Annotated in this window: 23 protein-coding genes, 1 pseudogene and 1 riboswitch; of the genes and pseudogenes, 13 read left to right on the top strand and 11 right to left on the bottom strand. The window is 70.7% G+C overall.

The genetic code is table 11. The features are described 5' to 3' along the window. Positions 1–411: 411 nt before the first annotated feature. Positions 412–578, top strand: a riboswitch (cyclic di-AMP (ydaO/yuaA leader). Positions 579–801: 223 nt separating this feature from the next. The 3 genes from ICW40_RS13610 (at position 802) to ICW40_RS13600 (ending at position 2,989) form a co-directional block, all read left to right on the top strand. Further along, a complete protein-coding gene (locus ICW40_RS13610) occupies positions 802–1,347 on the top strand; it encodes a C40 family peptidase (protein ID WP_308121797.1) in 546 nt (181 codons plus the stop codon). Between the two features lie 146 nt (positions 1,348–1,493). Then, positions 1,494–1,874 carry a heavy-metal-associated domain-containing protein gene (locus ICW40_RS21095; protein WP_260459199.1) on the top strand — a complete coding sequence of 127 codons (381 nt, stop codon included), beginning with the start codon at positions 1,494–1,496 and terminating at the stop codon, positions 1,872–1,874. A gap of 197 nt (positions 1,875–2,071) precedes the next feature. Further along, on the top strand, positions 2,072–2,989 hold the full coding sequence (locus ICW40_RS13600) for a F510_1955 family glycosylhydrolase (RefSeq protein WP_374199161.1): 918 nt from the start codon (positions 2,072–2,074) through the stop codon (positions 2,987–2,989). A 174-nt stretch (positions 2,990–3,163) separates the two neighbouring features. Here ICW40_RS13600 and ICW40_RS21605 read toward each other — a convergent pair whose 3' ends face one another. Continuing rightward, positions 3,164–4,462: an alpha/beta fold hydrolase gene (locus ICW40_RS21605; RefSeq protein ID WP_221654555.1), complete on the bottom strand. Its 1,299-nt coding sequence runs from the start codon at positions 4,460–4,462 to the stop codon at positions 3,164–3,166. Between the two features lie 300 nt (positions 4,463–4,762). Here ICW40_RS21605 and ICW40_RS13590 point away from each other — a divergent pair, with 300 nt between their 5' ends. Beyond that, on the top strand, positions 4,763–5,434 hold the full coding sequence (locus ICW40_RS13590) for a DUF6803 family protein (protein WP_221654554.1): 672 nt from the start codon (positions 4,763–4,765) through the stop codon (positions 5,432–5,434). Between the two features lie 40 nt (positions 5,435–5,474). Here the strand turns inward: ICW40_RS13590 and ICW40_RS13585 are convergent, their stop codons facing one another. Together ICW40_RS13585 and ICW40_RS13580 are read right to left on the bottom strand one after the other, a co-directional pair. After that, a complete protein-coding gene (locus ICW40_RS13585; protein WP_221654553.1) occupies positions 5,475–6,602 on the bottom strand; it encodes a HAMP domain-containing sensor histidine kinase in 1,128 nt (375 codons plus the stop codon). Continuing rightward, on the bottom strand, positions 6,599–7,333 hold the full coding sequence (locus tag ICW40_RS13580) for a response regulator transcription factor (RefSeq protein WP_221654566.1): 735 nt from the start codon (positions 7,331–7,333) through the stop codon (positions 6,599–6,601). The genes ICW40_RS13585 and ICW40_RS13580 overlap by 4 nt, the downstream gene beginning before the upstream one ends. A gap of 175 nt (positions 7,334–7,508) precedes the next feature. Here ICW40_RS13580 and ICW40_RS13575 point away from each other — a divergent pair, with 175 nt between their 5' ends. The 4 genes from ICW40_RS13575 (at position 7,509) to ICW40_RS13560 (ending at position 10,007) form a co-directional block, all read left to right on the top strand. Continuing rightward, the gene (locus tag ICW40_RS13575) at positions 7,509–8,123 is read left to right on the top strand and encodes a DUF305 domain-containing protein (RefSeq protein WP_221654552.1); all 615 of its coding nucleotides are present in this window, start codon (positions 7,509–7,511) and stop codon (positions 8,121–8,123) included. Between the two features lie 80 nt (positions 8,124–8,203). Continuing rightward, positions 8,204–8,572 (top strand): ArsR/SmtB family transcription factor, encoded by a 369-nt coding sequence (locus ICW40_RS13570; protein ID WP_221654551.1) that lies wholly within the window; start codon positions 8,204–8,206, stop codon positions 8,570–8,572. Between the two features lie 98 nt (positions 8,573–8,670). Further along, on the top strand, positions 8,671–9,594 hold the full coding sequence (locus tag ICW40_RS13565; protein ID WP_374199160.1) for a cation diffusion facilitator family transporter: 924 nt from the start codon (positions 8,671–8,673) through the stop codon (positions 9,592–9,594). Between the two features lie 41 nt (positions 9,595–9,635). Continuing rightward, positions 9,636–10,007: a hypothetical protein gene (locus tag ICW40_RS13560; protein WP_221654550.1), complete on the top strand. Its 372-nt coding sequence runs from the start codon at positions 9,636–9,638 to the stop codon at positions 10,005–10,007. Between the two features lie 60 nt (positions 10,008–10,067). On the opposite strand, the gene ICW40_RS13555 is transcribed toward ICW40_RS13560, so the two are convergent. Then, positions 10,068–12,284, bottom strand: a complete 2,217-nt coding sequence (locus ICW40_RS13555; protein WP_374199159.1) for a heavy metal translocating P-type ATPase — start codon at positions 12,282–12,284, stop codon at positions 10,068–10,070. A gap of 503 nt (positions 12,285–12,787) precedes the next feature. On the opposite strand from ICW40_RS13555, the gene ICW40_RS13550 reads away from it, so the two are divergent. Continuing rightward, positions 12,788–13,282, top strand: coding sequence for a prepilin peptidase (locus tag ICW40_RS13550; RefSeq protein ID WP_221654548.1), 495 nt, complete (start codon positions 12,788–12,790; stop codon positions 13,280–13,282). A 158-nt stretch (positions 13,283–13,440) separates the two neighbouring features. On the opposite strand, the gene ICW40_RS13545 is transcribed toward ICW40_RS13550, so the two are convergent. The 3 genes from ICW40_RS13545 to ICW40_RS13535 all read right to left on the bottom strand — a co-directional run bounded on the left by ICW40_RS13545 (position 13,441) and on the right by ICW40_RS13535 (position 15,306). Further along, positions 13,441–13,635: a hypothetical protein gene (locus ICW40_RS13545; RefSeq protein ID WP_221654547.1), complete on the bottom strand. Its 195-nt coding sequence runs from the start codon at positions 13,633–13,635 to the stop codon at positions 13,441–13,443. A gap of 590 nt (positions 13,636–14,225) precedes the next feature. After that, positions 14,226–14,810, bottom strand: coding sequence for a hypothetical protein (locus tag ICW40_RS13540; protein WP_221654546.1), 585 nt, complete (start codon positions 14,808–14,810; stop codon positions 14,226–14,228). 10 nt (positions 14,811–14,820) lie between these two features. Next, on the bottom strand, positions 14,821–15,306 hold the full coding sequence (locus ICW40_RS13535; RefSeq protein WP_221654545.1) for a hypothetical protein: 486 nt from the start codon (positions 15,304–15,306) through the stop codon (positions 14,821–14,823). Positions 15,307–15,737: 431 nt separating this feature from the next. Here ICW40_RS13535 and mobF point away from each other — a divergent pair. The 3 genes and pseudogenes from mobF to ICW40_RS13525 form a co-directional block, all read left to right on the top strand. Continuing rightward, positions 15,738–16,709: pseudogene (mobF, locus tag ICW40_RS21085) on the top strand (MobF family relaxase); the annotation flags it as partial. Between the two features lie 141 nt (positions 16,710–16,850). Next, positions 16,851–19,172 carry an ATP-dependent DNA helicase gene (locus tag ICW40_RS13530; RefSeq protein ID WP_308121799.1) on the top strand — a complete coding sequence of 774 codons (2,322 nt, stop codon included), beginning with the start codon at positions 16,851–16,853 and terminating at the stop codon, positions 19,170–19,172. A gap of 15 nt (positions 19,173–19,187) precedes the next feature. Continuing rightward, positions 19,188–19,559, top strand: coding sequence for a hypothetical protein (locus ICW40_RS13525; protein WP_221654543.1), 372 nt, complete (start codon positions 19,188–19,190; stop codon positions 19,557–19,559). Between the two features lie 130 nt (positions 19,560–19,689). On the opposite strand, the gene ICW40_RS13520 is transcribed toward ICW40_RS13525, so the two are convergent. Further along, complete coding sequence (locus tag ICW40_RS13520; RefSeq protein ID WP_221654542.1) at positions 19,690–20,658, bottom strand: nuclease-related domain-containing protein; 969 nt, start codon at positions 20,656–20,658, stop codon at positions 19,690–19,692. A 354-nt stretch (positions 20,659–21,012) separates the two neighbouring features. On the opposite strand from ICW40_RS13520, the gene ICW40_RS13515 reads away from it, so the two are divergent. Continuing rightward, on the top strand, positions 21,013–21,615 hold the full coding sequence (locus ICW40_RS13515; RefSeq protein WP_221654541.1) for a hypothetical protein: 603 nt from the start codon (positions 21,013–21,015) through the stop codon (positions 21,613–21,615). A 108-nt stretch (positions 21,616–21,723) separates the two neighbouring features. Here the strand turns inward: ICW40_RS13515 and ICW40_RS13510 are convergent, their stop codons facing one another. From ICW40_RS13510 to ICW40_RS13500, 3 genes are all read right to left on the bottom strand, one after another. Continuing rightward, the gene (locus ICW40_RS13510) at positions 21,724–22,629 is read right to left on the bottom strand and encodes a toll/interleukin-1 receptor domain-containing protein (protein WP_221654540.1); all 906 of its coding nucleotides are present in this window, start codon (positions 22,627–22,629) and stop codon (positions 21,724–21,726) included. A gap of 284 nt (positions 22,630–22,913) precedes the next feature. Then, positions 22,914–23,357, bottom strand: a complete 444-nt coding sequence (locus ICW40_RS13505) for a hypothetical protein (protein WP_221654539.1) — start codon at positions 23,355–23,357, stop codon at positions 22,914–22,916. A 657-nt stretch (positions 23,358–24,014) separates the two neighbouring features. Further along, positions 24,015–24,587, bottom strand: a 573-nt coding sequence (locus ICW40_RS13500) for a hypothetical protein (RefSeq protein WP_221654538.1), incomplete at its 5' end; no start/stop codon positions are given.

Raw genomic sequence — 24,587 nt, 5'->3', positions numbered from 1 at the left:
TCCGCGCCGTCGGCTCGGACCTGCGCGGCGTGCCCTTTGCGGGGAGCAGCTGCGTACGGTCGCGGTCTGCGCCGCGGAGAAGACTTCCCGCCGCTCGTCGTCGAGACCGTCCCGCCACGCGACGAGTCAGGTCTGCAGACGTGCCGTCTGCTGCTCTGCCTGCTCCAGGATCCCGGCGTGCGCCGGCTCCTCGCGAAGCACGAGATTGACGTCGACGTGGTGGCTGCCTGCCTCAAGCGGGCCTGCCGCTGGAGACCGCTTGGTCGCACCACCGCTCGGTGCGGCCGGGCCGCAGCCCAGCCCGCGGGACACGGCGAGACGCGCTCCGTGACCTTTCCGTGACATGCAGGCCGGCGTCTGCTTAGGATGTGCCCGCCCGGACCTCCCGGGACGCCCGAGGTGGACCGCCGAGTCCTGCCACCGCCGACGGTCGCAAGCAACTCGCTGGCAGGAGCGGGGGAACCACATCGCGGGCGCCGACGTGTCGGCGTCCTTGGGGTGAAGCCGGACACGCGTCCGGCCGGGCCTACTCCGGCCCGAACCCGACAGCTCACCTCGTAGGCGTTTGGAGAGGTTTTGATGCCTGAACTCTCGGCCGCCGCGCGTCACCGCGCCCCGGGCGCCCCGCATACCCCGATCCACGACGTCCTCGCCTCGACCGCACGAAGCCTGGACGGCACCGGGCGGAGGGCAGCGGTCGCCGCGAGCGCCTCGAGCCTGATCGTCTCTATGCTGGCCAGCCCTGCCGCGGCCGCCGCTCCGGCGGAGCACCCCAGTCTGCCGTCCGTCGACACTGCCTCGTTGACCGTCGAGGCGCAGCGAGCGCTCGCGGTGTCCGCCCCTGTCTCGGTCCCGAGCGATGCCGCATGGACTTTCGACGTCCCGGCGATCAGCGTCGTCGCCGATCCGCCGCCTCCGCCCCCGGAGCCGGAGCCGGAGCCCGCGTCCCGAAGCGCGGAGCGGGCCGCCCCGGCCCGGGAGGCCGAGATCGGCGCTCCGGCGCCGGCGAGCGCCAACGGCAGTGCCATCGTCGAGATCGCCTCCCGGTACGTGGGTGTGCCCTACGTGTGGGGCGGGACGACGCCTGACGGGTTCGACTGCTCCGGCTTCACCTCCTACGTCTACGCCCAGGTGGGCATCACGCTGCCTCGCACCTCCGCCGATCAGCGGTATGCGGGCACCGCAGTGCCGTTCGAGCAGGCTCAGCCGGGCGACCTGATTTGGTCTCCAGGTCACATCTCCATCTACGCCGGCGGGAACCTGCAGGTCGACGCGCCTGTCCCGGGCAAGACGATCCAGATCAGGGAGATCTGGCAGTCGAACCCGGTGTTCATCCGCGTCGGCTGACAGCGGGCGTCAGCCCCGGCCGCGTATCGCGCGGAGGGCGCACCGCGCCGCCACCGCATGGCCCAGTACCTCAGGGTGCTGGGCCATGCGCGCGCTCCGGCACGGCCGCGCAGCCGCCGCCCAGTCAGGCCCTTCATCGACCTTCGATGACCGCGCGGACCACGGGCGGTTCGGCAGTTCATGAAGAGTTGCTGAAGAAGAGAACGACCGAGCGGTTCCGGGCCCGACGGCTGCAGCCTCGCTGGCTAGGGTCGGGCGTCACGGCGCAGTCGGCCGCGACCTGGTCGGATCATGACGAGACGAGGAGCACCGCGATGGAGATCACTTACGGCGTCGAGGGCATGACATGCGGCCACTGCGCCTCGTCCGTCACCGCCGAGCTCCGCAAGGTCCCCGAGGTTCAGGACGTCACCGTCGACGTCGCCTCAGGAACCGTGACGATCGCGAGCCGCGACGTCCTGGACGAGGCAGTGGTGGCCCATGCCGTGTCGCAGGCCGGTTACGCCTTCAGCGGTCACCCCGCATGAGCGCAGGCGCGGTAGGGCCAACCTTCGCCTGCTCCGGCGAAACAGCTGGTCGCCGAGCATTCCCGCGAGGCGCAGAACGCCTCTTCAGGCCCCACGTTCGGATGCCGAGTGCTCGGGCGGTGGCCGGCCATCGTCTCTCTCGCACCGGCAGCTGCTGCTCCGGGTAGCGGTCGGCGACGAGAGAGGACTTGGACGACATGAGAGCTAGAACCACTCGGGTTGACGCCCGTGGCAAGGCGCTCTTCCGGCTCAGTGGAAGCGGGGCGCTCGCACTGGCAATCGTCGTCCTCAGCTCCTGCGCCGCCCCCGCGGCGCCCGACCGGAGTTCCGGCACGGGTGCGCCTTCCCCTTCCGCGTCCGCTGGCGACGAGGAGCGTCTCGTCCCCAGCGAGCACGTGCACGGGGCCGCGTTTAATCCCGCAGACGGTGACCTCTACCTGGCGACACACGATGGTCTGTTCCGCGACGAGACGGATGGGTTCGTACGCGTCGGCCCCCAGATCGACCTCATGGGCTTCGCGGTGGAGGGCCCCGACCGCTTCTACGCCTCTGGTCATCCAGGGCCGAATCTGGCGCTGCCGAACCCGGTCGGGCTGATCGCGTCGTCCGACGGAGGGGATTCCTGGACCGGTGTCTCGCGGGAGGGCCTCACTGACTTCCACGCCTTGGCGGTCACATCAGCTGGCGTGGTCGGGTTCGACGGGTCGGACCTCCTGACGTCACCGGACGGTCGGACATGGCACGCAGCTCAGGCACCGAGCGGCATCCACGCACTTGCTGCGAGCCCGGACGGCACAGTCCTGGTGGCGACGACCCCCGAGGGCGTGCTGCGCTCGCGGGACGCGGGTGCGTCCTGGGAGCTCGACCCCGACGGACCGCTCTTGATGCTCAGCCACTTTGTCGACGCGACGACGGTGGTCGCGGTGAACCCCGACGGGGCCGTGTACGTCAGCTCTGACGCCGCCGACTCATGGACCTATGCAGGCGAGGTCGGCGACGTTCCGCAAGCCATCGCGGCCCGTCACCTCGCGACGCGGCTCGAGATCGTCGTGGTCACGTCGTCCGGCGTCCTCACCTCCACCGACGGAGGTGCGTCGTTCGGACCTCGCGCCTGATCAGGTTCGGTGCAGAGCGTGCCTGCATTGCGGTGGCATCGCATCCCACCTCGCCGCGTGGGGCAGGCAGGTGTGGTGAAGGGGACGGCTCCTCGTCCGACGAGAGTCAGTCGTCGTCTTGCGCACTCCTCATCCCAACACCCCGCGTCCCGGCTGCGTGCCCAGGGGCGCCGGTTACAGCGACTGGCCGCTCCGAAGCGATGCCACGACGTCGAGGATGGCGCGGCTGGTCGCGGCCGCACCGGTCGAGTCGGTGACCATCCCACCGTGATCGGCGCCTTCGACGACTCTGTGGACACCGTTGGTGGACAGCCCCGCGAGGACCTGGTGCGCCGCGGCGTCCTGCGGGTCCTGACCGATCCCGGCGGTGAGGACGACGAGCGGCTTGTCCGCGAAGTCGTGTAGGGCGGCCGCTTCCTGCGCCGAGGCGCCGCCTTGGCCGTACTCGTGGAGCGTGCTGCGTACGCTGTCGGGGGTGGGCTGGTCGATCAGGCGAGTGACGCCGAGGCGGGCGGAGATCGACACCAAGGTCGCGAGCCGGTCGCCGATGGCGGCACCCTCGTCACCAGCAGGCTCTCCGGTGGAGGCTTGTGTGGATGCCGGGGGTGTGGTGTCGATCAGGACCATCCCGGCGACGTCGTCGGGGTAGCGGGCGGCGAAGGTCAGGGCGTACAGGCCGCCGAAGGAGTGCCCGGCCAGCACGTACGGTCCCGGGACTTCACCGGCCTCAAGCAGTGTGTGCAGGTCGGCGGCGATCTGCGTGGCGTCCTGGCGGGTCATGGCCGGCTCGCTCCAGCCGCGCCCTGCCCGGTCGTAGATGCAGACCTGGGTCTGCTCAGCGACGACTGGGGCGACGAGGTCGAGCTGGGCGGAGACCATGCCGGCACCGGGGTCCAGGACCACCGTGGGGCTTCCTGATCCGGCGCAACTCAGGTGCAGGCGGTGGTCGCCGACGTCGATGAGCTGCCCGGGCATGGCACGCGAGGAGTCGACTGCCCCCTGCACGGTCTGGTACCCGCCGCCTACCGAGGCGAGCGCGAGCACGACGAGCACCGGGTAGAGGAGTGCGCGACCCCCGCCGCTGCGCGCGTCCCGACGGACCCGCAGGAACATCCAGATGACCAGCGCCAGCAGGACCGGAGGCCACACCCACGCCAGCGGCTCGAGCACCGCAGATCCCGCCGTGAGAAGCAGCAGGCCACCGACGCCCATGAACAGGGCTGGGGCCGCCGCCCACCGCTGCGGCTGGTCGGTGAACCGGACGGACAGGACGGTCAACAGCGCCCAACCGATGGCGAGCCCGCACAGCAGCGCGCCGGTGATCCCGGCTTCGGTCGCCGGGATGAAAGGCGCGAAGACTAGGAAGGCGGCGGCGACCAACCCAGCCAGCAGGGACAAGGCCACGACCCGACCGAGGCGCCCTCTCGATCGGGCGGCAGTGCCCTGCGGCCGCGGGACGGCGTCGTCTGCCACCTGCCGACCGTACTGATCTCTGGGCCCGCCTTGGAAGACACCGCTCGTGGGAGCGGGCACCGCGGGCACGCACCCCGGGGCGCCGGCTGGTGGCATGCAATGCGCAGACGCTCCCGCTGCCCGCCTCGACCTGCGTGGGCGCGAGGCGCAGTAGGTCTCAGGTCCCGGATGAGGCCCACGGCGGTCGCCTCAGCGGCCGCCTTCATCGGCTCTTCATCGCTCATCTGCCGAACGTCTGTCGAACGCGCCGACGGTGATGGGGGCGTCGGACGGTCCGGCGCGCTCATCGAAGGGATCCTCATGGTCGCCACCGCACCTACCACCGCCGGCCTGGCCGGTTCCCCGCTCGCCGCCGCGCGCGGGCGCCACGTCCGCATCGCGGTCGTCACCATCGTCAGCCTCGCCATCGCCGTCATCGGCCTGCTCCTGCCGGCCTGGCCCGCGGGCGACGACATGGGCTCGACCCACTACATGGGCTTGCTCGCCGCAAACCAGCCGTGGAACCTGCTGCTGTTCATGGCGGTCCCGGTCGTCCTGGCCGAGACGATCGCCGTGTCCGAGCTGGCGATCCTGTTCCGCCGCACCGTCGCCCCGGTCGTCGCGGGCGTGAACCGGTATGCGGGCCTGGTGGCCGGGTTCTATTTCCTCGGCGTCCTTGTCTACCTCACGAAGCACGCCGTCATCCCGCTGACCACGTCCGGTGGCTGGCGCGGCTGGGCCGACGTTGTCGCGGTGGGGTTCTACCTGCTCGGCATCGTCCCGCTGCTCGGCATGAGCCTGCTCGAGACCCGCGCCCTGGGCGCCGACTGGCACGACCAGCGCCGCCTGAAGGTGCACGCCACGATGGTGGGCCTCTTCCTCGTCGTGGCCCACATCGCGATGATCGCCGGCATGCTGGACCCGGCCGTCGTTGGGTGGGACGCCACCCACGTCATGAACGACGGCTCGACAATGGACGGCATGACGCCGTGACGCCGCCACGCGCTCGGCGCGACGGTGCCCGCGGTGGGTCTCAGGCTGCCGGCAGGGTGATGGTGAACGTGGCGCCGTGGCCGACGCCGTCGCTGGTCACCGAGATCCTGCCGCCGTGGGCGAGCGTCAGCGCCTTGCTGATCGCCAGGCCGATGCCCGATCCGCCGCGGGTTCGGTCCCGGGCGGTGTCGGCTCGGTAGAAGCGCTCGAAGAGGTGCGGCAGGTGCTCGGCCGCAATGCCCTCCCCGGTGTCGGTGACGACGAACGCCACCTGACCGTCCGCGGCCGGCTCCGCCGACAGCACGATGGTGCCGCCGGGCGGGGTGTGACGGACCGCGTTCGCCACGAGGTTGTCGAGCACTTGCGCGATGCGGGTGCGGTCCACGAAGACCGGCGGCACGCCCTCGGCGACGTCCAGTACGAGGCTGACGCCGGCGGCCGCGGCGCGTTCCCCGGCCGCGGCAGTCGCCGCGCGCAGCAGGTCGGGGGCCGGCACGATCGCCAGGTCCAGAGTGAGGTCGCCGGCTTCGGCGTGCGTGACGGCGGCGAGGTCTCGGGCCAGGCGCGTGAGGCGTGTGGCCTGTTCCCGCAGGACGGCGATCGTCGTCTCGTCGAGAGGTTGGATGCCGTCCTCAACCGCCTCGAGGTACCCGGTGATGGTCGCGACCGGGGTGCGGACCTCGTGGGCGACGTCCGCCAGCAGGCGTGCGCGTAGCCGGTCGGCCTCGTGCAGCCGGTCAGCCATCGCGTTGAAGGACCGCGCGAGGTCGTCGAACTCAGCGCCCAGCCCCGGGTCGGGCACCCGGGACTCGTAGGCGCCGGCCCCGACCCGGGCCGCTGCGGTGGAGACCGCGGCGAGGGAACGGCCGATGCGGCGGGTCAGGACCAGGCTGACTGCCGCGGCAGCGAGGGCGGCGGCACCCATGGCCAGCGCGAGGGACATCGTGCTGGCGTCCTGGAACGCCTGCTCGGCGTGGACGACCGCGGCGTCGTGGTCCTCCAGCCCGGCGCGGAGCATGTGGTCGTGGAACACACCCGGCCCGACGGCGGACGCGACCAGCCACGCCGTGACAGCGGCCGTCGCCAGCACGATGACCAGGCCGGCGAGCAGCCGGGCACCCAGGCCCCACGCCGCCCCCGCGGGACGCGTCTCGCCGGCCGCGGTCATGCGCCGGTCCCGATGCGGTAGCCGACGCCGCGAACGGTGCGGATGTACCGCTGGGCGTCGGCGGTGTCGCCGAGCTTCTGGCGCACGTGCAGCACGTGGACGTCGACCAAGTGCTCGTCCCCGACCCACCCCGGCCCCCAGACGGTGTCGATGAGGGCGCGTCGGCTGAACACCCGCCCTGGCCTGGCCGCCATCGCAGCGATGACGTCGAACTCGGTGCGAGTCAGCGCCACCAGATGCCCGTCGCGGTGCACCTCGCGCGCGTCGACGTCGATGCTCAGGTCGCCGACCTCCAGTGCGGGCGCCGCCGGCGGGGCGGCGGCGACCGAGGCCGCACGTCGTGGCCGTCGCATGAGGGCCGCGACGCGGGCCATGAGCTCGCGCGGGCTGAACGGCTTGGTCAGGTAGTCGTCGGCGCCCACGGACAGACCGATGAGGGTGTCGACCTCGTCGGTGCGTGCCGTGAGCATCACGACGTAGCAGTCGGAGAACGTCCGCAGCTGCCGGCACACCTCCACCCCGTCCAGCCCGGGCAGGCCGAGGTCCAGGATCACCAGGTCCGGGCCGACCTCCCGCAGCAGGGCGATGGCACGGGCGCCGTCGTGGCACAGGGTCGTGGTGTACCCCTCACGCTCGAGGTAGCCGGCGACCAGTCGGGCCAGTGGCTCCTCGTCGTCCACGACGACAGCACTGCGGGCAGGCGGGGCGGACGCGGTGCTCACAGGACCCATCTTGTCTGGCGCCGCTCGCGAGCGGTCCCCGCGCCCGGCCCGCGCGGCGACCTTCATCGAACCTTGACCCAACGGCCAGCGTGCGTACAGAGCCGGCTACCGACAGTGAGGTGTCCGATGAGCGACTAGCACCGACTGACCGCACCACCACGACCCACTCCTAGGGAAGGACCTCATGCGCACCACCACCCGCCGCCTGACCGCCACGACCGCGGCCGTGGCCCTCGCCCTGACGGTCGCCGCGTGCTCCGGCGCTGACGAACCGGCGGGGCAGCCCACCGACGGGACCGCGACCGCGACCGAGCAGGACGCCGCTACCGAGGCGGCAGACGAGCACAACGACGCGGACACCGAGTTCGCCCAGATGATGATCGTGCACCACCAGGGCGCCCTGGAGATGGCTGAGCTCGCGCTGGACAAGGCCAGCACCGACGACGTCCGCGACCTCGCACAGCGGATCTACGACGCGCAGGACCCCGAGATCCAGCAGATGTCCGGATGGCTGGAAGCCTGGGGAGAGGAGCAGTCCGACGCGATGGACCACGGGGGGATGGACATGGAGGGCATGGACCAAGAGGGAGCCATGGCGTCCCTCGAGCAGCTCGAGGGCGTCGACTTCGACCGGTCGTTCCTCGACCTGATGACCGCCCACCACCAGGGCGCGATCGAGATGGCCGAGGAGCAGCTCGAGGACGGGGCCAGCCCTGACGCACTGAACCTGGCTCGAGCGATCATCGACGCCCAGACCGCGGAGATCGACGAGATGCAGGAGATGCTCGGCAAGCTGTGAACATTCAAGCCGGGGCGATCGCGTGACCTCCGCGGTGGCCCCGGCGCGGTGCACCAGCATTATTAAAGTAACATCTGCGCATGCGTGCAGATAGCGAGCAGACGCCGCTCGAGGAGGACCAGGCCGAGCTCGCCGCCGAGGTGTTCCGGATGCTCGCCGACCCGACCAGGGTTCGGCTGCTGTGGGCCCTGGTGGGCCGGGAGATGTCGGTGAACGAGCTCATCGTTCACACCGGCAAGCCGGGTCCCACGGTCTCCCAGCACCTGGCCAAGCTGCGCCTGGCACGGCTGGTGCAGACCCGTCGGGTCGGCACGAGCGTGTACTACCGGCCGGCCAACGACCACGTCGAGCAGCTGGTCACCGACGCGGTGTACAACGCCGAGCACGTCGCCTCCGACCACCCCGCCCACCATCGCCCGCGTCTGATCGCCGGGCAGGCCGACGCGTGACCGGCCACCACCACGCCGGTCACGCGATCGACGAGCACCACGACCACGACCACGGCCCTGACCATCACGGGCACGACCATCACGGCGGTCTACGAGGCGTGCTCCGCGGGCTGTTCTCCCCGCATTCGCACGACCCGGCCGACTCCATCGACGGCGCCCTGGAGAGCAGCGCCGCGGGCATCCGGGCGGTCAAGGTCAGCCTGGTAGGCCTGGGTCTGACGGCCCTGGTCCAGCTCGCGATCGTCGCTGTCACCGGGTCGGTGGCGCTGCTGGCCGACACCGTCCACAACGCCTCCGATGCCCTGACCGCCCTCCCGCTGTGGCTGGCGTTCGCGCTCGGCCGGCGTGCACCGACCACCCGGTTCACTTACGGGTACGGGCGCGCCGAGGACCTCGCCGGCCTGTTCATCGTCGCCATGATCGCCCTGTCCGCCGTGGTCGCCGGCGCGCAGTCGGTCCGCCGCCTGGTCGACCCGGTGGCCATCGAGCAGGTTTGGTGGGTCGCGGCCGCCGGCCTCGTCGGGTTCGCCGGCAACGAGGCGGTGGCGGTCTACCGCATCCGGGTCGGACGGCGCATCGGCTCGGCCGCTCTGGTTGCTGACGGCGTGCACGCCCGCACTGACGGGCTGACGTCCCTGGCCGTGCTCGCGGGCGCGCTCGGCGTCGCAGCCGGGTTCCCGCTGGCCGACCCGCTCGTCGGTCTGCTCATCACCGCCATGATCCTGGTGCTGCTGCGCGGGACCCTCCGGGATGTCGTCGGACGCCTCATGGACGGCGTCGATCCCGGCCTGATCCAGGACGCCCGCGCTGCACTGGCCGCCGCCCCGGGGGTGGAGGAGGTCGACCGGATCCGCGCCAGGTGGGTGGGACACCACCTGCACGTCGACGCGACGATCGGGACCTGCGCCACCGCGCCGCTGGCTGCGGCCGCGGCCATCACTCGTGACGCCGAGCAGCGTGTGCGCGCCGTGCTGCCCAACGTGGGCGAGGTCGTCATCACTCCCGCCCCGGTGCACAAGTGAGAGCGCCCGATAACCAGCGGGCTGCGTCAGGCGCGGCAGAGGTGCCGGGCCTGACGGCGTGCAGCCTGTGCGCCGGGGAAACCCTGGTCGGCATCGACCCGTTGCCCGGCGGTCAAGCGGAGCGACTGCGCCGCCTCGCAGACGAGGGCGTCGCGCGCCTGACCTTCGTCGAGTGCCTGGACGAGTGTGAACGCGGCGACGTCGTCGTCGCCCGTCCGACCGCGCATTGCCGACGTGCCGGGGTCGCGCCGGTCTGGTTCGAACGGCTCGCCGGCGACGACGCGACCGACGCCCTGGCGACCTGGTTGCGTGCCGGCGGACCGGGCGCGGGCCGACCACCGGCGCCGCTGGATGAGCTGGTGATCGACCGATCCGCGCCTGCACAGGACGACGCGCACGTCCACACCGCGTAGCCGTCCCCCCGCGCAGCACGATGGCCCGCCCCTGTCGGTGGCGGGCCATCGTGCGTCGGGTCAGCGGGTCGCGACCGCCGCCGGATCCAGGTCCAGCCGACGCAGGAGCTGGGCGTTAAGCGCCACGACGATCGTGGACACCGACATGAGCACCGCTCCGACGGCCGGAGACAGGACGAACCCGATCCCGGCAAGGACACCGGCAGCGAGCGGGACGGCGATGAGGTTGTACCCGGTTGCCCAGGCCAGGTTCTGCCACATCTTGCGGTAAGACGCCTGCGACAGCTCGATCACCGACAGCACCCCACGCGGATCGTCGGAGGCTAGAACTACCCCTGCGGACTCCACCGCCACGTCGGTCCCCGCGCCGATCGCGATGCCGACCTCGGCGCGTGCCAGGGCTGGGGCGTCGTTGACACCGTCGCCGAGCATGGCGACCCGGCGGCCGCGCGCCTGCAGCTCGGCGACCTTCTTGTCCTTGTCAGCGGGCAACACCTGGGCGAAGACCTCGTCGATGCCCAGGTCGGCGGCGACCGCGTCGGCGACGTTCTGCGCGTCACCGGTGACCATGGCCACGTGCACGCCGCGGCGCCGCAGGGCGGCGACCGCCTCCCGCGACTCGGGTCGGACCGCGTCCTCCACGGCGATCGCGCCGAGCACCTGACCGTCACGGACGACGTGCAGGACGGACGCGCCTCGCTGGGCCCACGGACGGGCCGCGGCCTCAAGGTCGGCGGGAACGGTCGCGCCGAGCTCGGCGAGGAGCGCCGGTCCACCGACGTGCACCTGAAGTCCCTCGACGACGGCACGCACCCCACGACCGGGCAGGACTGCGAAGTCCGACACCTGCGGGCGGGCCGAGCTGGCGCCGGCGCTGACGATCGCGCGTGCTACCGGGTGCTCGCTGTCGGACTCGACCGCCGCCGCGAGGGCGAGCAGCGCGTCGCGGTCCTCGCCAGGCACCGCGGACACGTCGGTGACTGTCGGGCGTCCGACGGTCAGGGTGCCGGTCTTGTCGAACAGGACGGTGTCGACGGTGCGCATCCGCTCCAGGGCCAGGCGGTCCTTGACCAGCAGGCCGGCGCGGGCGGCGCGCTCGGTGGAGATCGCGATCACGAGCGGGATCGCCAAACCCAAGGCGTGGGGGCAGGCGATGACCAGGACCGTCACGGTGCGCTCGACGGCGTCGGGCATGTCGCCGAGTGCGGCCCAGACGATGAACGTGAGCACACCGGCGACCAGGGCGAACCAGAACAGGAACCCGGCCGCGCGGTCGGCCAACGCCTGCGCGCGCGAGCTCGATGCCTGCGCGTCGGCTACCAGGCGCTGGATGCCGGCCAGCGCGGTGTCGGCGCCGACCGCGGTGACCCGGACGCGGATGGTGGAGTCGGTCGAGACCGTCCCAGCCACGACCTGGTCGCCGACGCCGCGGCGCACGGCCTTGGACTCGCCCGTGATCATGGCCTCGTCCAGGTGCGCGGCGCCGTCGACGACGACCCCGTCCGCCGGGACGCGGCCGCCGGCGCGAACCAAGACGACGTCCCCCGTGCGCAGCTGGTCGAGTGGCACCTCAACGGTGCCGGTCTCGGAGACCTTCTCGGCGAGGTCGGGCAGCAGGGCAGCCAGGGCGTCCAGAGCGCCTGACGCGGCGCCGAGGGCGCGCATCTCGAGCCAGTGGCCGAGCAGCATGATGACGACCAGGAGCGCCAGCTCCCACCAGAAGTCCAGCGCCATGGCCGCGCCGAGGGTGGTGGCCCACGACGCGACGAAGGCGACGGTGATCGCCGTGGCGACCAGCAGCATCATCCCCGGCTTGCGGGCGCGGACCTCGGTGACCGCGCCGGTGAGGAACGGCCACCCGCCGTACAGGTACACCACCGTGCCGAGCACCGGCGAGATCCAGGCTGAGCCCGGGAAGGTGGGCGGGGTGTAGCCCAGGAGATCGGCGAACATGTGGCTGAAGACCACGACCGGGACCGCCAGCGCCAGGCTGACCCAGAACCGGTCGCGGAACGTCGCTGCGTGATCCCCGTGGCCGGTGTCTCCATGGCCGGCGTGCGCAGCCATGGCGCCCGCCTCGTGGCCCGCCGCCGCATGCCCCGTGGCGGTGCCGTGGTGTGCGTGGTGTCCGTCGGTGCGCGGCGGGCTGTCCGTCTCCGACCCAACTGGGGCGGTACGCGTGCTGTCTTCCACCGTCGACGCCGCGGTCACACCGTGGTCGGCATGCGGTTGACCGTTGTGTTCGTCCTGCCCGTGGTGGTGCTGGTGCTCGCTCATCACCTACTTCTCTCGATACCCCTGGGGGGTACCCGTGGGAACCAGAATGCCGCGCCGGCTGTTCCCGTCGCACCAGCCTTCATCGAACCTTCATCGTCTGTCTTCTGAGGGGCGACGACCGGGTCTCGGCACACGAGCTCATCGCTGCCACCTGCACGGCCAACCGCGACATGCCGACTTCAGCGACCACACGCCTCGCCAGCCCGGCGGTGCCTCGATCTCATGGCCTCGGCGGTCCGGACCCGCCCACGCTCACGACCTTCTCCCTCGCGGAGGACCGATCGCGAGCAGGTGGGTGATGGCGACCAGAGGGCAGACCCCGCTGGGTCCGGCATGGAGGAGCATCTCGACCTTGGCGCTACCGGCAGCCGAAGCCTCTCGTCGAGTGGCCCATGAGGCGAGGTCTCCCTTCGCTGTCCACAGGTACGGCTCAGGACTCGCGCCTCACACAACCTTGCTGCGCCGTACTGACGCCCGCGCGCCCGGCGCGCACCATGGCCGCCATGAGTGGCGAGCGAATTGGGGACGCCGCGGTGGTTGTCGCCCTGCTCTGGTTCGTGGTGGTCGGCGGCGCTGCGAGCGTCATCGACGTCCGCACGCACCGGCTTCCGTCCAAGCTCTTGCTCACGCTGTCCGCGGGAGTCGTACTGCCTCTCGTCGCGGCCGCTCTCGCGGCGTCGGAGCCGGGAGGTCTTCTGCGCTCAGCGACTGCGGGCGCTGCCCTCTTCACCGGTTACTTCCTCGTCGCCTGGATCGCGGTCGGCGAATTGGGCTTCGGTGACGTCAAGCTCGCGGCGATCGTCGGGCTGCTCACCGGATGGTTCGGCTGGGACCGGGTGGTGCTTGCCACGGTGATGACGTTTGTGCTTGCCGGCTTGACGGCCGCCGTGCTGGTCGCGACTCGGCGGGCGACAGTGCAGGACCGTCTCGCCTTCGGTCCGTTCATGGTCATCGGAGCTGTGCTGGCCGTCATCGAGCCGATTCTCAACACGCCGTAGGGGCTGTGGGTAGACCGCGTCGGCCGCGGGCCGATGTGGGCCAGGCGACGAAGATCGAATGTCCGGAACACCTCTGGCACTTGTGGAGATCGATGCCATTTGAGTCGCGGCGCGACCATGTGTCCAACGGAGCGGGGCGTGCGCCCATCCGTCCGTCCCTAGCGGTCGCTCGCCTCGAGGAAACGGGCGATGAACACCTCGGCAGAGACCTGCACACCCGTGCGCTCTCGGATCTCGGCCCACTTATTCATCAGCACGACGCTCTCCTCGTCGGACAGGTGCCGATCGAGACCGGCCGCCGCAGCAGCCCGCCGGAACTCACGGCCCTCTCGCCATGCACGTCCAATGCCCATGATCCGCACGGTAGCGATGACGCCTGGTCGCCGACAGGGCCGGACCGGTCGGGGGCCACCCGGGGGCCAGGCACTCTCTTGCCGCGATCACCAGGTGACCCCGCCCGTGATCCCCATGCTCCCTCCGCGGTGCCCACGATCCGGGATCGGCCAGGACGGTGATGCCCCGTGGACGTCACGCCGCGCCTGCGGCAAGGTCTTCGAGCGCGGCACGCGAAGGCGCGCTACTGCTCGGACCGGTGCCGGAAGCGGAAGGGCAAGGCGGACGCGCTCGCGGACGTGAAGGCGCTGCCGGTCGCGGCTCCGGAGCCCGGCGGACGCTCTGCACCAGGGCGGCGCGGTGTGCGCCGAGACGGCCCGGGCGCTCGAGGAGGTCAGCCGGCTCGACAGCACGACTCGGGCAGGCGTTCCTCGTGCTCGCCAAGCGTCTGGACTTCCCGGCGCTCGACACTGGGGTCGGCGATCGCGGCGTTGCTCGTCAGCTCGAGGCGGCGCTGGCGTCGGCGACGCGTGGTGCTGGTGCTGCCACGACGCCGCAGCAGCTCCGTGACTAACTCACGGAGCGTCGGCGGCAGCCGTGAGGGAGCTGGCTAGTCGCCGCCGGTCTGTCGACGGCGTCGCCAGGGCAAGGTGCGCGGGCTCGGTGTTGCTCCCGGTGCCACGTCCGGCCTCGCGGAGATCGCGATTGCCGGCTGCGGCCCGGGAGGATTGCCTGCCAAGACGAGCGTTTGAGACCTGTGACGGCGGTGGCGGACGGGTCCCTCGGTCCACTCGACGCGCATCCCGACGTCGCCCTCTGTTTGGTCGGGCGTGACCCAGGTGAGCGCGAGAAGGTAGTCGTTGGGAGCAACTCGGCCTGCGATCGGCGGGGTGGTGAAGCCACGCACGTCGCTCGCGTCGAGCTCGAACAGGCTTGTGTCGACGGAGTCGGTCAGGCCCGCGACGGTTACGGCGTAGGCGGCGCCGTCACCGACGTTGGTGAGGCGTACCAGCCGGTATGGGTCCCGGCCCTGCTTGCGGAACTTGGCGGTGGTGGCGCGTGAGCCAGCGAGACCGTCGAGCCCGAAGTGCCACGTCACTTCGGGCCGGTCACGCCACCGGACCCACAGGACGATCCCGGCACCTGCGGCCGAGACAGCTGCGCCAGCCCAGGCTGCCCAAACGCTGGCGTCCACCTGGGGGCGCCTACCGCTTGCCGGCGCTGAGGTCGGCCAGCAGCGACGGGAGGAACTCCGCGAGGGCAGCCCTCGTCTCGCTCGAGCCAGGCTCCAAGGGCAGGTCCAGTCGGCGTCCGCTCTCGTACACCGCCGTGACCTTCACATCGGCCGGCGGCCATCCCGCGTAGCTGACTTCGGGTCCGAAGATGGAGTCTCCCGTCTCGGCCTCGATGGAACGAAGCGACCGCCTCGGCGCCGACTCGACGTCGAAGCGTTCAGGCCAGGCGTAGTCCGTCCCTCCGACGGATGCGGTGATCACGGTCTCGTCGGTGAAGACGTAGATGTCGCCCTCGTAGCGCTCCGCGTCACCATCAAACCGCCCGGTCGTGTACCGAACTTCGCCGCCTCCAAGGAGCAACAGGATGCGGGCGAGCGCCACGCCGTACCAGTCGCTGCGTTGACCTGCGTGGATCAGGTTTCCCCAGGTCGTGGAGTTCAGAAGGGTCTTGTGCACGGGAGTGATCGGAGCTCGGTGGTCGTCCATTTCAGTGCGCCCCTTCCGGGCCCGACCTCAAGGTGATCATCAACGTAGGGGCCGGCGGGTCCCCCTGTCGACACTGGCCCGATCACCCGATCGGGTAGGCCCTGGACGACGACGGCCGAGACGACGGCCGAGTTGTCGGCTAACCCGGCGGGCATCTGCGACCTTGACCGACGCCCGAGTGCGTGGCCTACCGCCCGCCACTGTTCGCTCGCCGATGCGTGCTCGCCAACCATGTTGGTCGTCTTCGCGCACCCAGAGATGTATGGGGACTTCGGACCGGGGTGAGCGCCGGTGATGGGTCTGCACCGGTTGACGGCCGGCGCGGGGTACGCCTACCTGCTCAAGCACACGGCGTCGGGGGACTGTGACCGGTCGGGTTCGCAGCCGTTGGTGCGTACTACGCCGCGTCGGGCAACCCACCTGGGCGGTGGCTCGGCTCCGGCCTGACTTCCCTGAACGACGCGACCGGCGCGGGCGGGATCGCGACCGGCGCCGTGGTGACCGAAGGGGCGATGGCGCATCTCTTCGGCGCCGGACGCCACCCGGTCACCGGCGCGTTGCTGGGGCGCGCGTATCCGAAGGTTGTGCCGGTGGCGGAGCGGATCGCCGCGAGCGTCGCCAAGCTGCCGCCGACCCTGACCGGTGAGGCCCGTCACGCCGCGCGCGACACCATCACGAAGGTCGAGATGGCTCGGGCGGTGCCGAAGGCGGTGGCGGGGTTCGATCTGACCTTCACCCCGCCGAAGTCGGTCTCGACGTTGTGGGCGTTGGGCGACCGGCGCACTCAGGCCGCTGTTCACGCGGCGCACCGCGCTGCCGTCGAGCAGACGTTGGCGTTTGTGGAGGAGCGGGCCTTGTTCACGCGGACGGGGCGTGCGGGGTGTCGTCAGGAGCGCACGGCGGGGGTGATCGCCGCGGCGTTCGACCACTGGCACTCCCGGGCGGGTGACCCGAACCTGCACACGCACGTGGTGGTCGCGAACAAGGTCCGCGGGACCGATGGGGCCTGGCGGTCGGTGGACTCCCGGGCACTGCATCACGCGGTGGTCGCCGCCTCGGAGACCTACGACGCGCTGTTCGCCGACGCGTTGTCGCGGGCGTTGCCGGTGCGTTGGGAGTGGATCTTCAAGGGGCCTCGCCGCTCGATCGGACTGGAGCTCGACGGCACAGACCCGGTGTTGCTGTCGGAGTTCTCCTCGCGCACGACGCAGATCGACGAGGCGATGACCGCCCGCCTGGCCGAGTTCTACGCCGCCCACGGCCGAGGCCCGAACCGGGTCGAGGTGGTGCGGCTGCGCGCTCAGGTGACCCGCGCGACCCGCCCCGGCAAGACGGTCCGCCCGCTGTCTGAGCTGCTCGTCGCCTGGCGTGAGCGGGCGACCGCCCGGACCGGCCTGACGCCAGCGGAGCTGACCGCGCGGGTGCTGCGTCAGGCACAGGTGCAACCCCAGGCGAGTGTGGAGGTGCCTGACGCGGTGATCGAGCACCTCGCCGGGCCGGTCCTTACGCAGGTGATGGCGCGCCGCTCGACGTGGACCCGGTGGAACGTGCACGCCGAGGTCGCCCGCACCACCCGGGCGCTGACGATGGCCACCCCCGCCGATCGTCTCGCCCTGCTCGACCGGGTCACTGATGCCGTCCTGGCCTCGTGCCTGTCGGTCGAGGCCCCTGCAATCCTGAGCGTGACGGGCCGATACGCCCGCCCGGATGGGACCTCGGTGTTCGACCGGGTCGGGGAGGAAGCCCACACCCACCCGGCGGTCCTGGCCGCCGAGGCCCGCCTACTCGCCGCGACCCAGGACATCACGGCTCCGCGCGCCGCCGCAGCGTCAGGCATCCCGATAGCGGCTGGCGCCGGAGTCCCGCGGCTCGCCGCGGACCAGGCGCACGCTGTGCGCGCCGTGGCCACGTCCGGCCGACGGGTGGACGTCCTCGTCGGCCCAGCCGGGTCGGGCAAGACCACCACTGTCTTGTCGCTGCGGCGGCTGTGGGAGCAGACCCACGGCCGCGGGTCGGTCCTGGGCCTAGCGCCGTCCTCGAGCGCCGCGGCGCAGCTCGCCACCGCGCTCGGCATCACGTGTGAGAACACCGCCAAATGGCTGCACGAGTCAAGCGGGCCCGCCGCAAGCACCCGCGCCGCCCTTCTCGCCGACCTGCACACCATTCGCGCCACCGCCCTGACGGAGGGTGACCAGGCAAGGGCGCGGACCGCGGACTCGGCGATCCGCACGTTGAGCGCGCAAGTCGACTCGTGGACGATGCGCGAGGGTCAGCTGGTCATCGTCGACGAGGCTTCCTTGGCCTCGACAGCCAGCCTGGACGCCGTCGTGGCCCAGGCCGTGTCGGCCGGTGCAAAGGTGCTTCTGGTCGGCGACGGCGCCCAGCTGTCCGCGGTGGACGCCGGTGGTGCGTTCGCCCTGCTCGCCGAGCGCTGTGGCCCGGCTCGGTTGACGTCGCTGTGGCGGTTCATCCACCCCTGGGAGGCCGAGGCGACCATGGCCCTGCGCCGGGGGAACCCGCGGGTGCTGGAGGAGTACGCCGACCACGGGCGGATCCACGACGGCCCGTCAGAGGCGATGCTCGAGGACGCCTACACCGCCTGGACCTCCGACACCGAACGTGGGATCACCTCGGTCCTGATCGCACCCGACGCCGCGTCGGTCGCCGCGCTGAACGCGCGCGCCCACCGCGACCGCGTCACCGACGGCCTTGTCGCCCCTGACGGGATCACCACTCGCGCCGGCGCGCAGATCGGCGTTGGGGATCGGGTGGTGACCCGCGCCAACGCCCGGCGTCTGCGCACCGAGGCCGGTGGGTGGGTCCGCAACGGCGATCTGTGGAACGTGACCGCTGTACACGCCGACGCCGCACTAACGCTGACCCGCACCAGCGCGCACGCGGAGCGCCCCGGCGCACCGACGAGGGTGCGGGTCCCACCCGACTACGCCGCCGACCACGTCGAGCACGGGTACGCGACCACCACCCACCGCGCCCAAGGGATCACGACCACCACCGCGCACGTCCTTGCGCACGCGGGGATGACTCGGGAGAACCTGTACGTCGCGATGACCCGCGGCCGGGCCGCGAACCACCTCTACGTGGCGATCGACGCGATCGACCCCGACTGCGACGCCCTGCCCGACGTGCACGCCCCGACCGACGCCCACCAGCTTCTGACCGACATCCTGACCACTCCCGGCGCGCAGCAGTCCGCCACCGCCACAATCGCGGCCCGCCAGGACCAGGTCGAGTCCTTGCGCCGCCTCGAGCCGATCCGCCGCACCCTGCTCGCCGACACCGCGCACACCCGCTGGGCCACCGCCCTGATCGACGCCGGCCTTGACCCTCAGGCCGCGCGGGCGGCGATGACCTCACCGAACGCCGGCGCGCTTGTCGTGGCCCTAGGCCGAATCGACACCGTTACCGGCGACGTCGCCCCCGTCCTGCGTCAGCTGGTCGCCGCGGCCTCCGACGAGCCCGGGCTCGACCACGCCGTCCGCCTGCGGTTCGCGGCAATGGACTGGCTCGACCGGCACATGCCCGACCCCCACGACATCCACCCCGACACGAGCACCCACGGCATGGACGACGACGGGAGGGCCCTGCTGACCCAGGTCGACGACGCGATCGCCGCCCGGATCGCTGCACTGACCGGGCAGGTCCTGACCGACCGCCCCACCTGGCTCGCCGCGCTCGGCCCCGAACCGTCCGGCCCCGAAGCGCGCACCGCGTGGCTGGACGCCGTCGCTGCAACCGCCGTCCGCCTGGACCGCAGCCCCGCGCCCGCCACAACCCCGACCCTGGCGACCACGCCACCGCCCGTTGCAGTCCGCTGAGCCAAGGAGCGTCCGATGACCCTGCACGACACCGACGACGGCTTCGAGCCCACTCCCGTCGTCCAACCCACCGGGGCGCCGCCGCCGACCGTCCTGACCGCCAAACGACCCGACGAGCAAGCCCACCTGCTGGAGCTCCTCGGCGACTGGGTCGACTGGCTCACCGACCGCTACCGGATGGACCACCGGACCATCCCGCCCTGCTGGATCGAGCACGGCGAGCTCATCGAGGAGCTCGCCGCCCTGCACCTGGCCTGGCAAGCCGCCTACGGCCACCTTGCCCACGGCGACGCGCCACTGTTGTGGCACGAACACTTCAACCTCGCCCGCCAGCGCCTCGGGGACGCCGTCGCCCGGAGCGGATGCCGCGCGACAGAGCATCGGTGACTTTCGAAAGCGGCCGCATCTCTCGATCGAGCGGTCAACCCGTCACTCGAAGGCTGAGGACGGCGTGGCGACCGCGTGGTCATCGGAATGAGCGCCCGGTCGGCATCCCCGGGCGTTCCGCCGATCAGGCTCAGCGTTGAGCGGTCGCGGTCTGCCAGGTGGTCGAGCGGCGGGCGGCAACGTAGATGCGCTCGACGGTGGCCTCGTCGAGCTGCTCGGGCTGTCGCTGGAGCCACTTCACGAGTGCCTTGCGGTAGACGACGTGAACGCCCTCGGGCTCGGTCTTGATGGTCACGTCCTGGGCGCCGACGGGTACCACGACCCCGACGGCGTGCAGCGGGATGCCGGCCGCTGCCGTAAGGAGCTTCGCTGCGCGCTGTGCCTCGTGCCGGCTGTTGCGCAGGTACGGCTGCTTCTGCCCGTTCACCATGAACGTGTTGCCGGCGACCCAGATCTTCGCGCCTGGGTGGTGCTTGGCGTTGAGGGTGAACACCCCAGGCGGGCCGATGACGACGTGGTCGATGTCGGAGCCGTTCTCTCCGACGGGGACGGCGTGGAGCACCCGCCAGCGGGGGTCCTTGGCGGTCAGCTTGGCCACCTGGGCGGCGACCTTCTCCTCCCCGTCGGCGCCGATGCGCCAGGCGCGCTCGTCGGTGTGCACCCGCAGAACCCGCGCCAGGAACGTCCGGACCGGCGCGGCCTCCTTCAGGGCGAGCGCCTGCTCGCGCGCCGCCTGGCCCGCGCGCCGCCCTGCAAGGTCCTCCCACTCCGGCTCGACCGGTCGGGTGCGCTCGAGTGTCGGCAGGCTCGGCTCGCCGAACACGGCAGCGGCGGGCGTGGGCACCGATGGCGTTTCGTGGCGCACGCCGGCTTCGGCGGCGCGCGGCGGCGGTGAGGTTGCCGTGGCCGCAACCGGCACCTCCGCGAGTGTGCGCCACGACTCAAGCGCTGCCTCAACCGTTTCGCGGTCGGCGTGGTCCTCGACCGTGACGGCGCCGGTGAGCAGATCGCACCAGCCCAGGCGCCGCTCGTCGGGCCCGTTCACGTACAGACGGTCCTTGCCGAACCTCCGCCACCGAACCACGGTCACCGCGCTCATGCACAGCATCGTGCCGGACGCCGTGGGCCGGGCTGGCAGACCGGTGAGGAGTTCACCCGACTGCCTTCACTGCGGGCACGTTGGTGGACGCCGACGAGAAGTCGCCGCTTTCAGGAAAGGCGCCCTGGGCTGGCTCCCAAGGGTTCCGACATGTCGCAGCAAGTGCGCGGCTCCGTGGCTGACCCTGCCCATGTGCTGGCAGACGCGCCGTGGTGGGGAAGGCCTGCGGAGACGCAGTGACCACCCGGTCAGCGGCATGACCGTGCGGTCGGAGCCCACCGGTCAGCCAGATCATCGGCCGTCATGTGCGCGGTATAGCGCCTGACACCCGCGGCGGTCCCTACGCTCCATGCCATGCGGCAGGTGCAGCCTCGACGACCGTGGCAGATCCCGGTCGCGGCTGATGAGCTGATCGCGTCTGCACTTGCTCTGGGCAGGTCGGCAGCTCTGGTGGGACGGGGGCCACGGCTCAACGGTGCATCCGACGCCATGGTGGAAGAGTCCTACGCGGCACTGAGTGGGTTGGTGCGGCGCAGGATCACGTCGGACGACGACCTCGTCGCCAGGTTGCAAGCCCTGGAAGGCGCGGACTCGACGACGTCGTGGAGCTCGTGGCAGACCATCGTGCTGCGATCAGGCGCCGACGACGATCCCGACGTCATCAGTGCGGCGCAGGACGTATGGGACGCCCTTGGCCCGAACGCTTTCGGGCTCGAGTTCAAGCATCGCCCCCGCACCTACGGGGGCTTCCTCGAGGGACGGCTGTGGTTGAACCTGTACGTCCTGGGATGTGTGGCACTCGTCGTCGCCGGCCTGGTGGTTCGAGACCGCTACGGGATCCCGTGGTGGCTCTCCCTCGGCGCAGTCGGCTGCTGGACGGGGCTGCTCTGGCGCCGGTTCACGGCTCGCTACTCGAAGCGCGCGCGAGTCGCTGACCAGGAGTTGCCACACTTCTGACCGGTCCGCGCGCTAGCAAGCGCAAGCCCCCGGTCAGCGGCATGACCGTGCGAGGAGCCTGCCGAGGTTCGGCTAGGAGGAGGGGCGAAGGCGCCGCACGCCTGCTAGTCAGCGGAGGTGCGCTGGGATGTCGAAACCAGGCGGCAGGGTTGGCATCCCGTTCAGGCTTGGGATCCACTCAGGTGGGACTAGGAATCCGATGTCTTTGAAGCGACACCGGACAAAGGTAACGTTTTCAAGGCCAACAAGGCCAATGAACGGGCCGAAATGGGGTGCGGGCATGAAGACTTCCGGGCCGTTGAAGATGCAATCGTCCCAGCCTACACCTGAGTTCACGTTCAGCAGCGCTATTCCTTGTACTACGCAGTCTTCGAACGTGACGTTTTCAATGGTTCCACGGACGTTCATTGGAACGTCCCTAATGCTAATCGTCTGTGACCTGTAGACGCTTCGGCCGTTCTCCTTCTCGCCCGACCCGAGGATCTTCTTGGCGATCGGCGCGACGACATTCCGAATGTTCCCCCGGACGCGAAGTGCCTTTATGTCGGAGAGCAACGGGTCCCAACCCGCGACTTCGGCGGGTGTGATCCTGTGCATCAACGGCAGGACTCGATCGTCGGACAGGATGTTGGCTAACGCGGCCAGCTCTTGCTTGGGCCATTTTTTCGCGAAAAAGTGCTGACTTAGGACGACAATCCCGTAGTCACTGGTGAGCAGACCTTCGTTGATCTTGCCGCGAATACTGTCGCCAACTTCGATCTCGTAGTCGTCATACCACGCGTCGACACCATACCGAATGAGTGTGTCGACCAGATTCTTGACGAACCACTTGTCTTCTGACGCGTGCGATACGAAGGTGCGGGTTCGAGGCCTTAGTGTAGGCGGATCCTCAGTGAATGCCGGAGCGCTCGTCTGTGCTGCCGGTGGCTCCGATTGAGGGGTGGTGGTTCGCGTTGTTCGCTGGTCGGTGCGGGCGGGGGGTTTGCCGCCGCGCTTCTTCCGCTTCTTCGGCATTAGCCTAGGCTACCGTTTGAACGATCGCGGCGCCCCTGTCATTCGGCGCCTCGGGGACCGTGGACGTTGGGGTAGTCGTCGAGTGTGAACTGTGCTGCCGCGTCGTCGGACGTGCACAGGTTCGCCCCATCGGCGTGGCCAGCACCAGGGCGGTGCCGGCCTTGAGGCGGCGCCTTTGGCGAGCCACGCAGCAACCTGCGCGACGGCGCGGCGAGACGCACCCAAGGACTGCGTTTGCGTGCACGCCCACAAACGTGCCAGGTAGATGGCGCGGCAGGACCCGACTACTTGGTGTAGGCGCTCAACCAGACGGCACCGCCAACGACTGAAAGGAACCCGACAGCCACCACCGCGACGAGAGCCCACCACTCTCCCTTTCCGGTATCGGGTGCCTGGAGCTCGGGGAGCAACGGGATGAGGAGCTGGGGCGTCGCGGCGATGTACGCCGCCAGAACTAGCCCCTTGCCGCCGTCGAGGGGCGGCTCGCCCGTCGCGATAGTGCCGACCGCGATTATCTCGCCCGCAACCAACGCCAAGACCGTCATCCTTGGCCACCACTGCACAATGAACGCCGCAAGGCGTGCCGATCCCTTAGTCGGGCCAAGCGAGGTCCGTCGCTGGGTGCCGGCCGGTACAGGTGGTCTGAACCGGGGCTCCAGCACGATGGCCAGAAACAGCACAGGAAGGATCTGAGCGGACGCCTCGTAGAACGCAACCTCTTCGGGCATGACGCGAATGTACCGGTGTCGAGGAGCACGTGAACCGCCTCGCACGACGCGGCCGTCACGCTGGGCGCTGCGTGTGACCCATCGAGTGCATGGTGCGAGCGATGGCACAAGGCTCAGCGAGTGGTCATCACGACGGCCTCGATGGGTCCGGCGGCGCGGAGTCGCGTGCGTTGTCGTGGCAAGCGACCACATGCGAGACGTACCTCAACGACCGGCACCGTGACGGGCTCCTGGAGGCGCTTCACTCATACATCAGGCGCCGAACCCAGCGGACGCCTGCCAGCCACTCGTGGTCCCAGCCTTGAGCGACACATCATCGAGGACAAGGTCATCGCCGTCTCGCCAGACCGCTGCAGCTTCGCCCCAACCATGGGCAACGGCTACGCGGCGCTCACTACCGCCCAGCCGCCACAGAGACATCAGCGGCACCTGTACTTCATGGACGCACGGTCATCGGCAAGACCGTGCAGTCATTCGGCTGCGCTCGCAGTGGCCGCGGCGCGGAGAAGCCCTGGGGCCTCGTGCGTGGTCCGCTTCACTGGGCGTGGCCCGGACGTCTCGGCGATCGGGGCCGACTGGGTCCTCGAAGACCAACGATCTGGGCGGCCGCGAGCGGTCGTCAGCGCTCGGACGCCGGGCGGTGCTCCGGCCCTGGTTTCAACGCCCCGCCGGAATCGGGTGGAGGGTGCCGGGTGGCAGCTGTGCGCCCTGGCAGACGGGCGTTGACCAGCCTAGATACCCGGTGCCACCGAGATAGAACGAGTTGAGGCGGGCCAGGGAGAGCAGGTATACCCCGCCGTGGTTGCCGGTCGCTGCGTCGAATGCGCCGTTTGAGGTCACCATGGTGTGGTCCCAGTCGCAGGTAGGTGAGGTTTTCACGATGACGGAGACGTGCCCGTAGACGCGCCCCGTGTTGAAGAACACGAATGACCCCAGCGGTGGGCACCGATCTGCGGGGTGTGCCTGGCCGGCGTCCACCATGGCGGCCCAGTGGTCCGCGGCCGAGAAGTACCCCGACGAGGCGTACCCGTAGGCGCGGCACGCGAGCCGGTCGCACAGTCCGTCCCAGCCGGAGGTGACCCCGACGTAGGAGAGGGCTGTGGTCACGGCGGTCGCGACGTCGGGGGGAGTCGCTAAGGGGACGGACACGCCGTCGGCGTCGGCGCCCAGGTCGGGCAGGCACCCGGTGCCCGCCGAATGAACCGCCCCGGCTTCCGTGGAGGCTCTCAA

The organism is Actinotalea ferrariae (genome assembly GCF_019733465.1).
Lineage (GTDB): Bacteria > Actinomycetota > Actinomycetes > Actinomycetales > Cellulomonadaceae > Actinotalea > Actinotalea ferrariae_A.
Note: the sequence above shows the minus strand (reverse complement) of the source record. Positions and strands in the feature narration are given on the sequence as shown.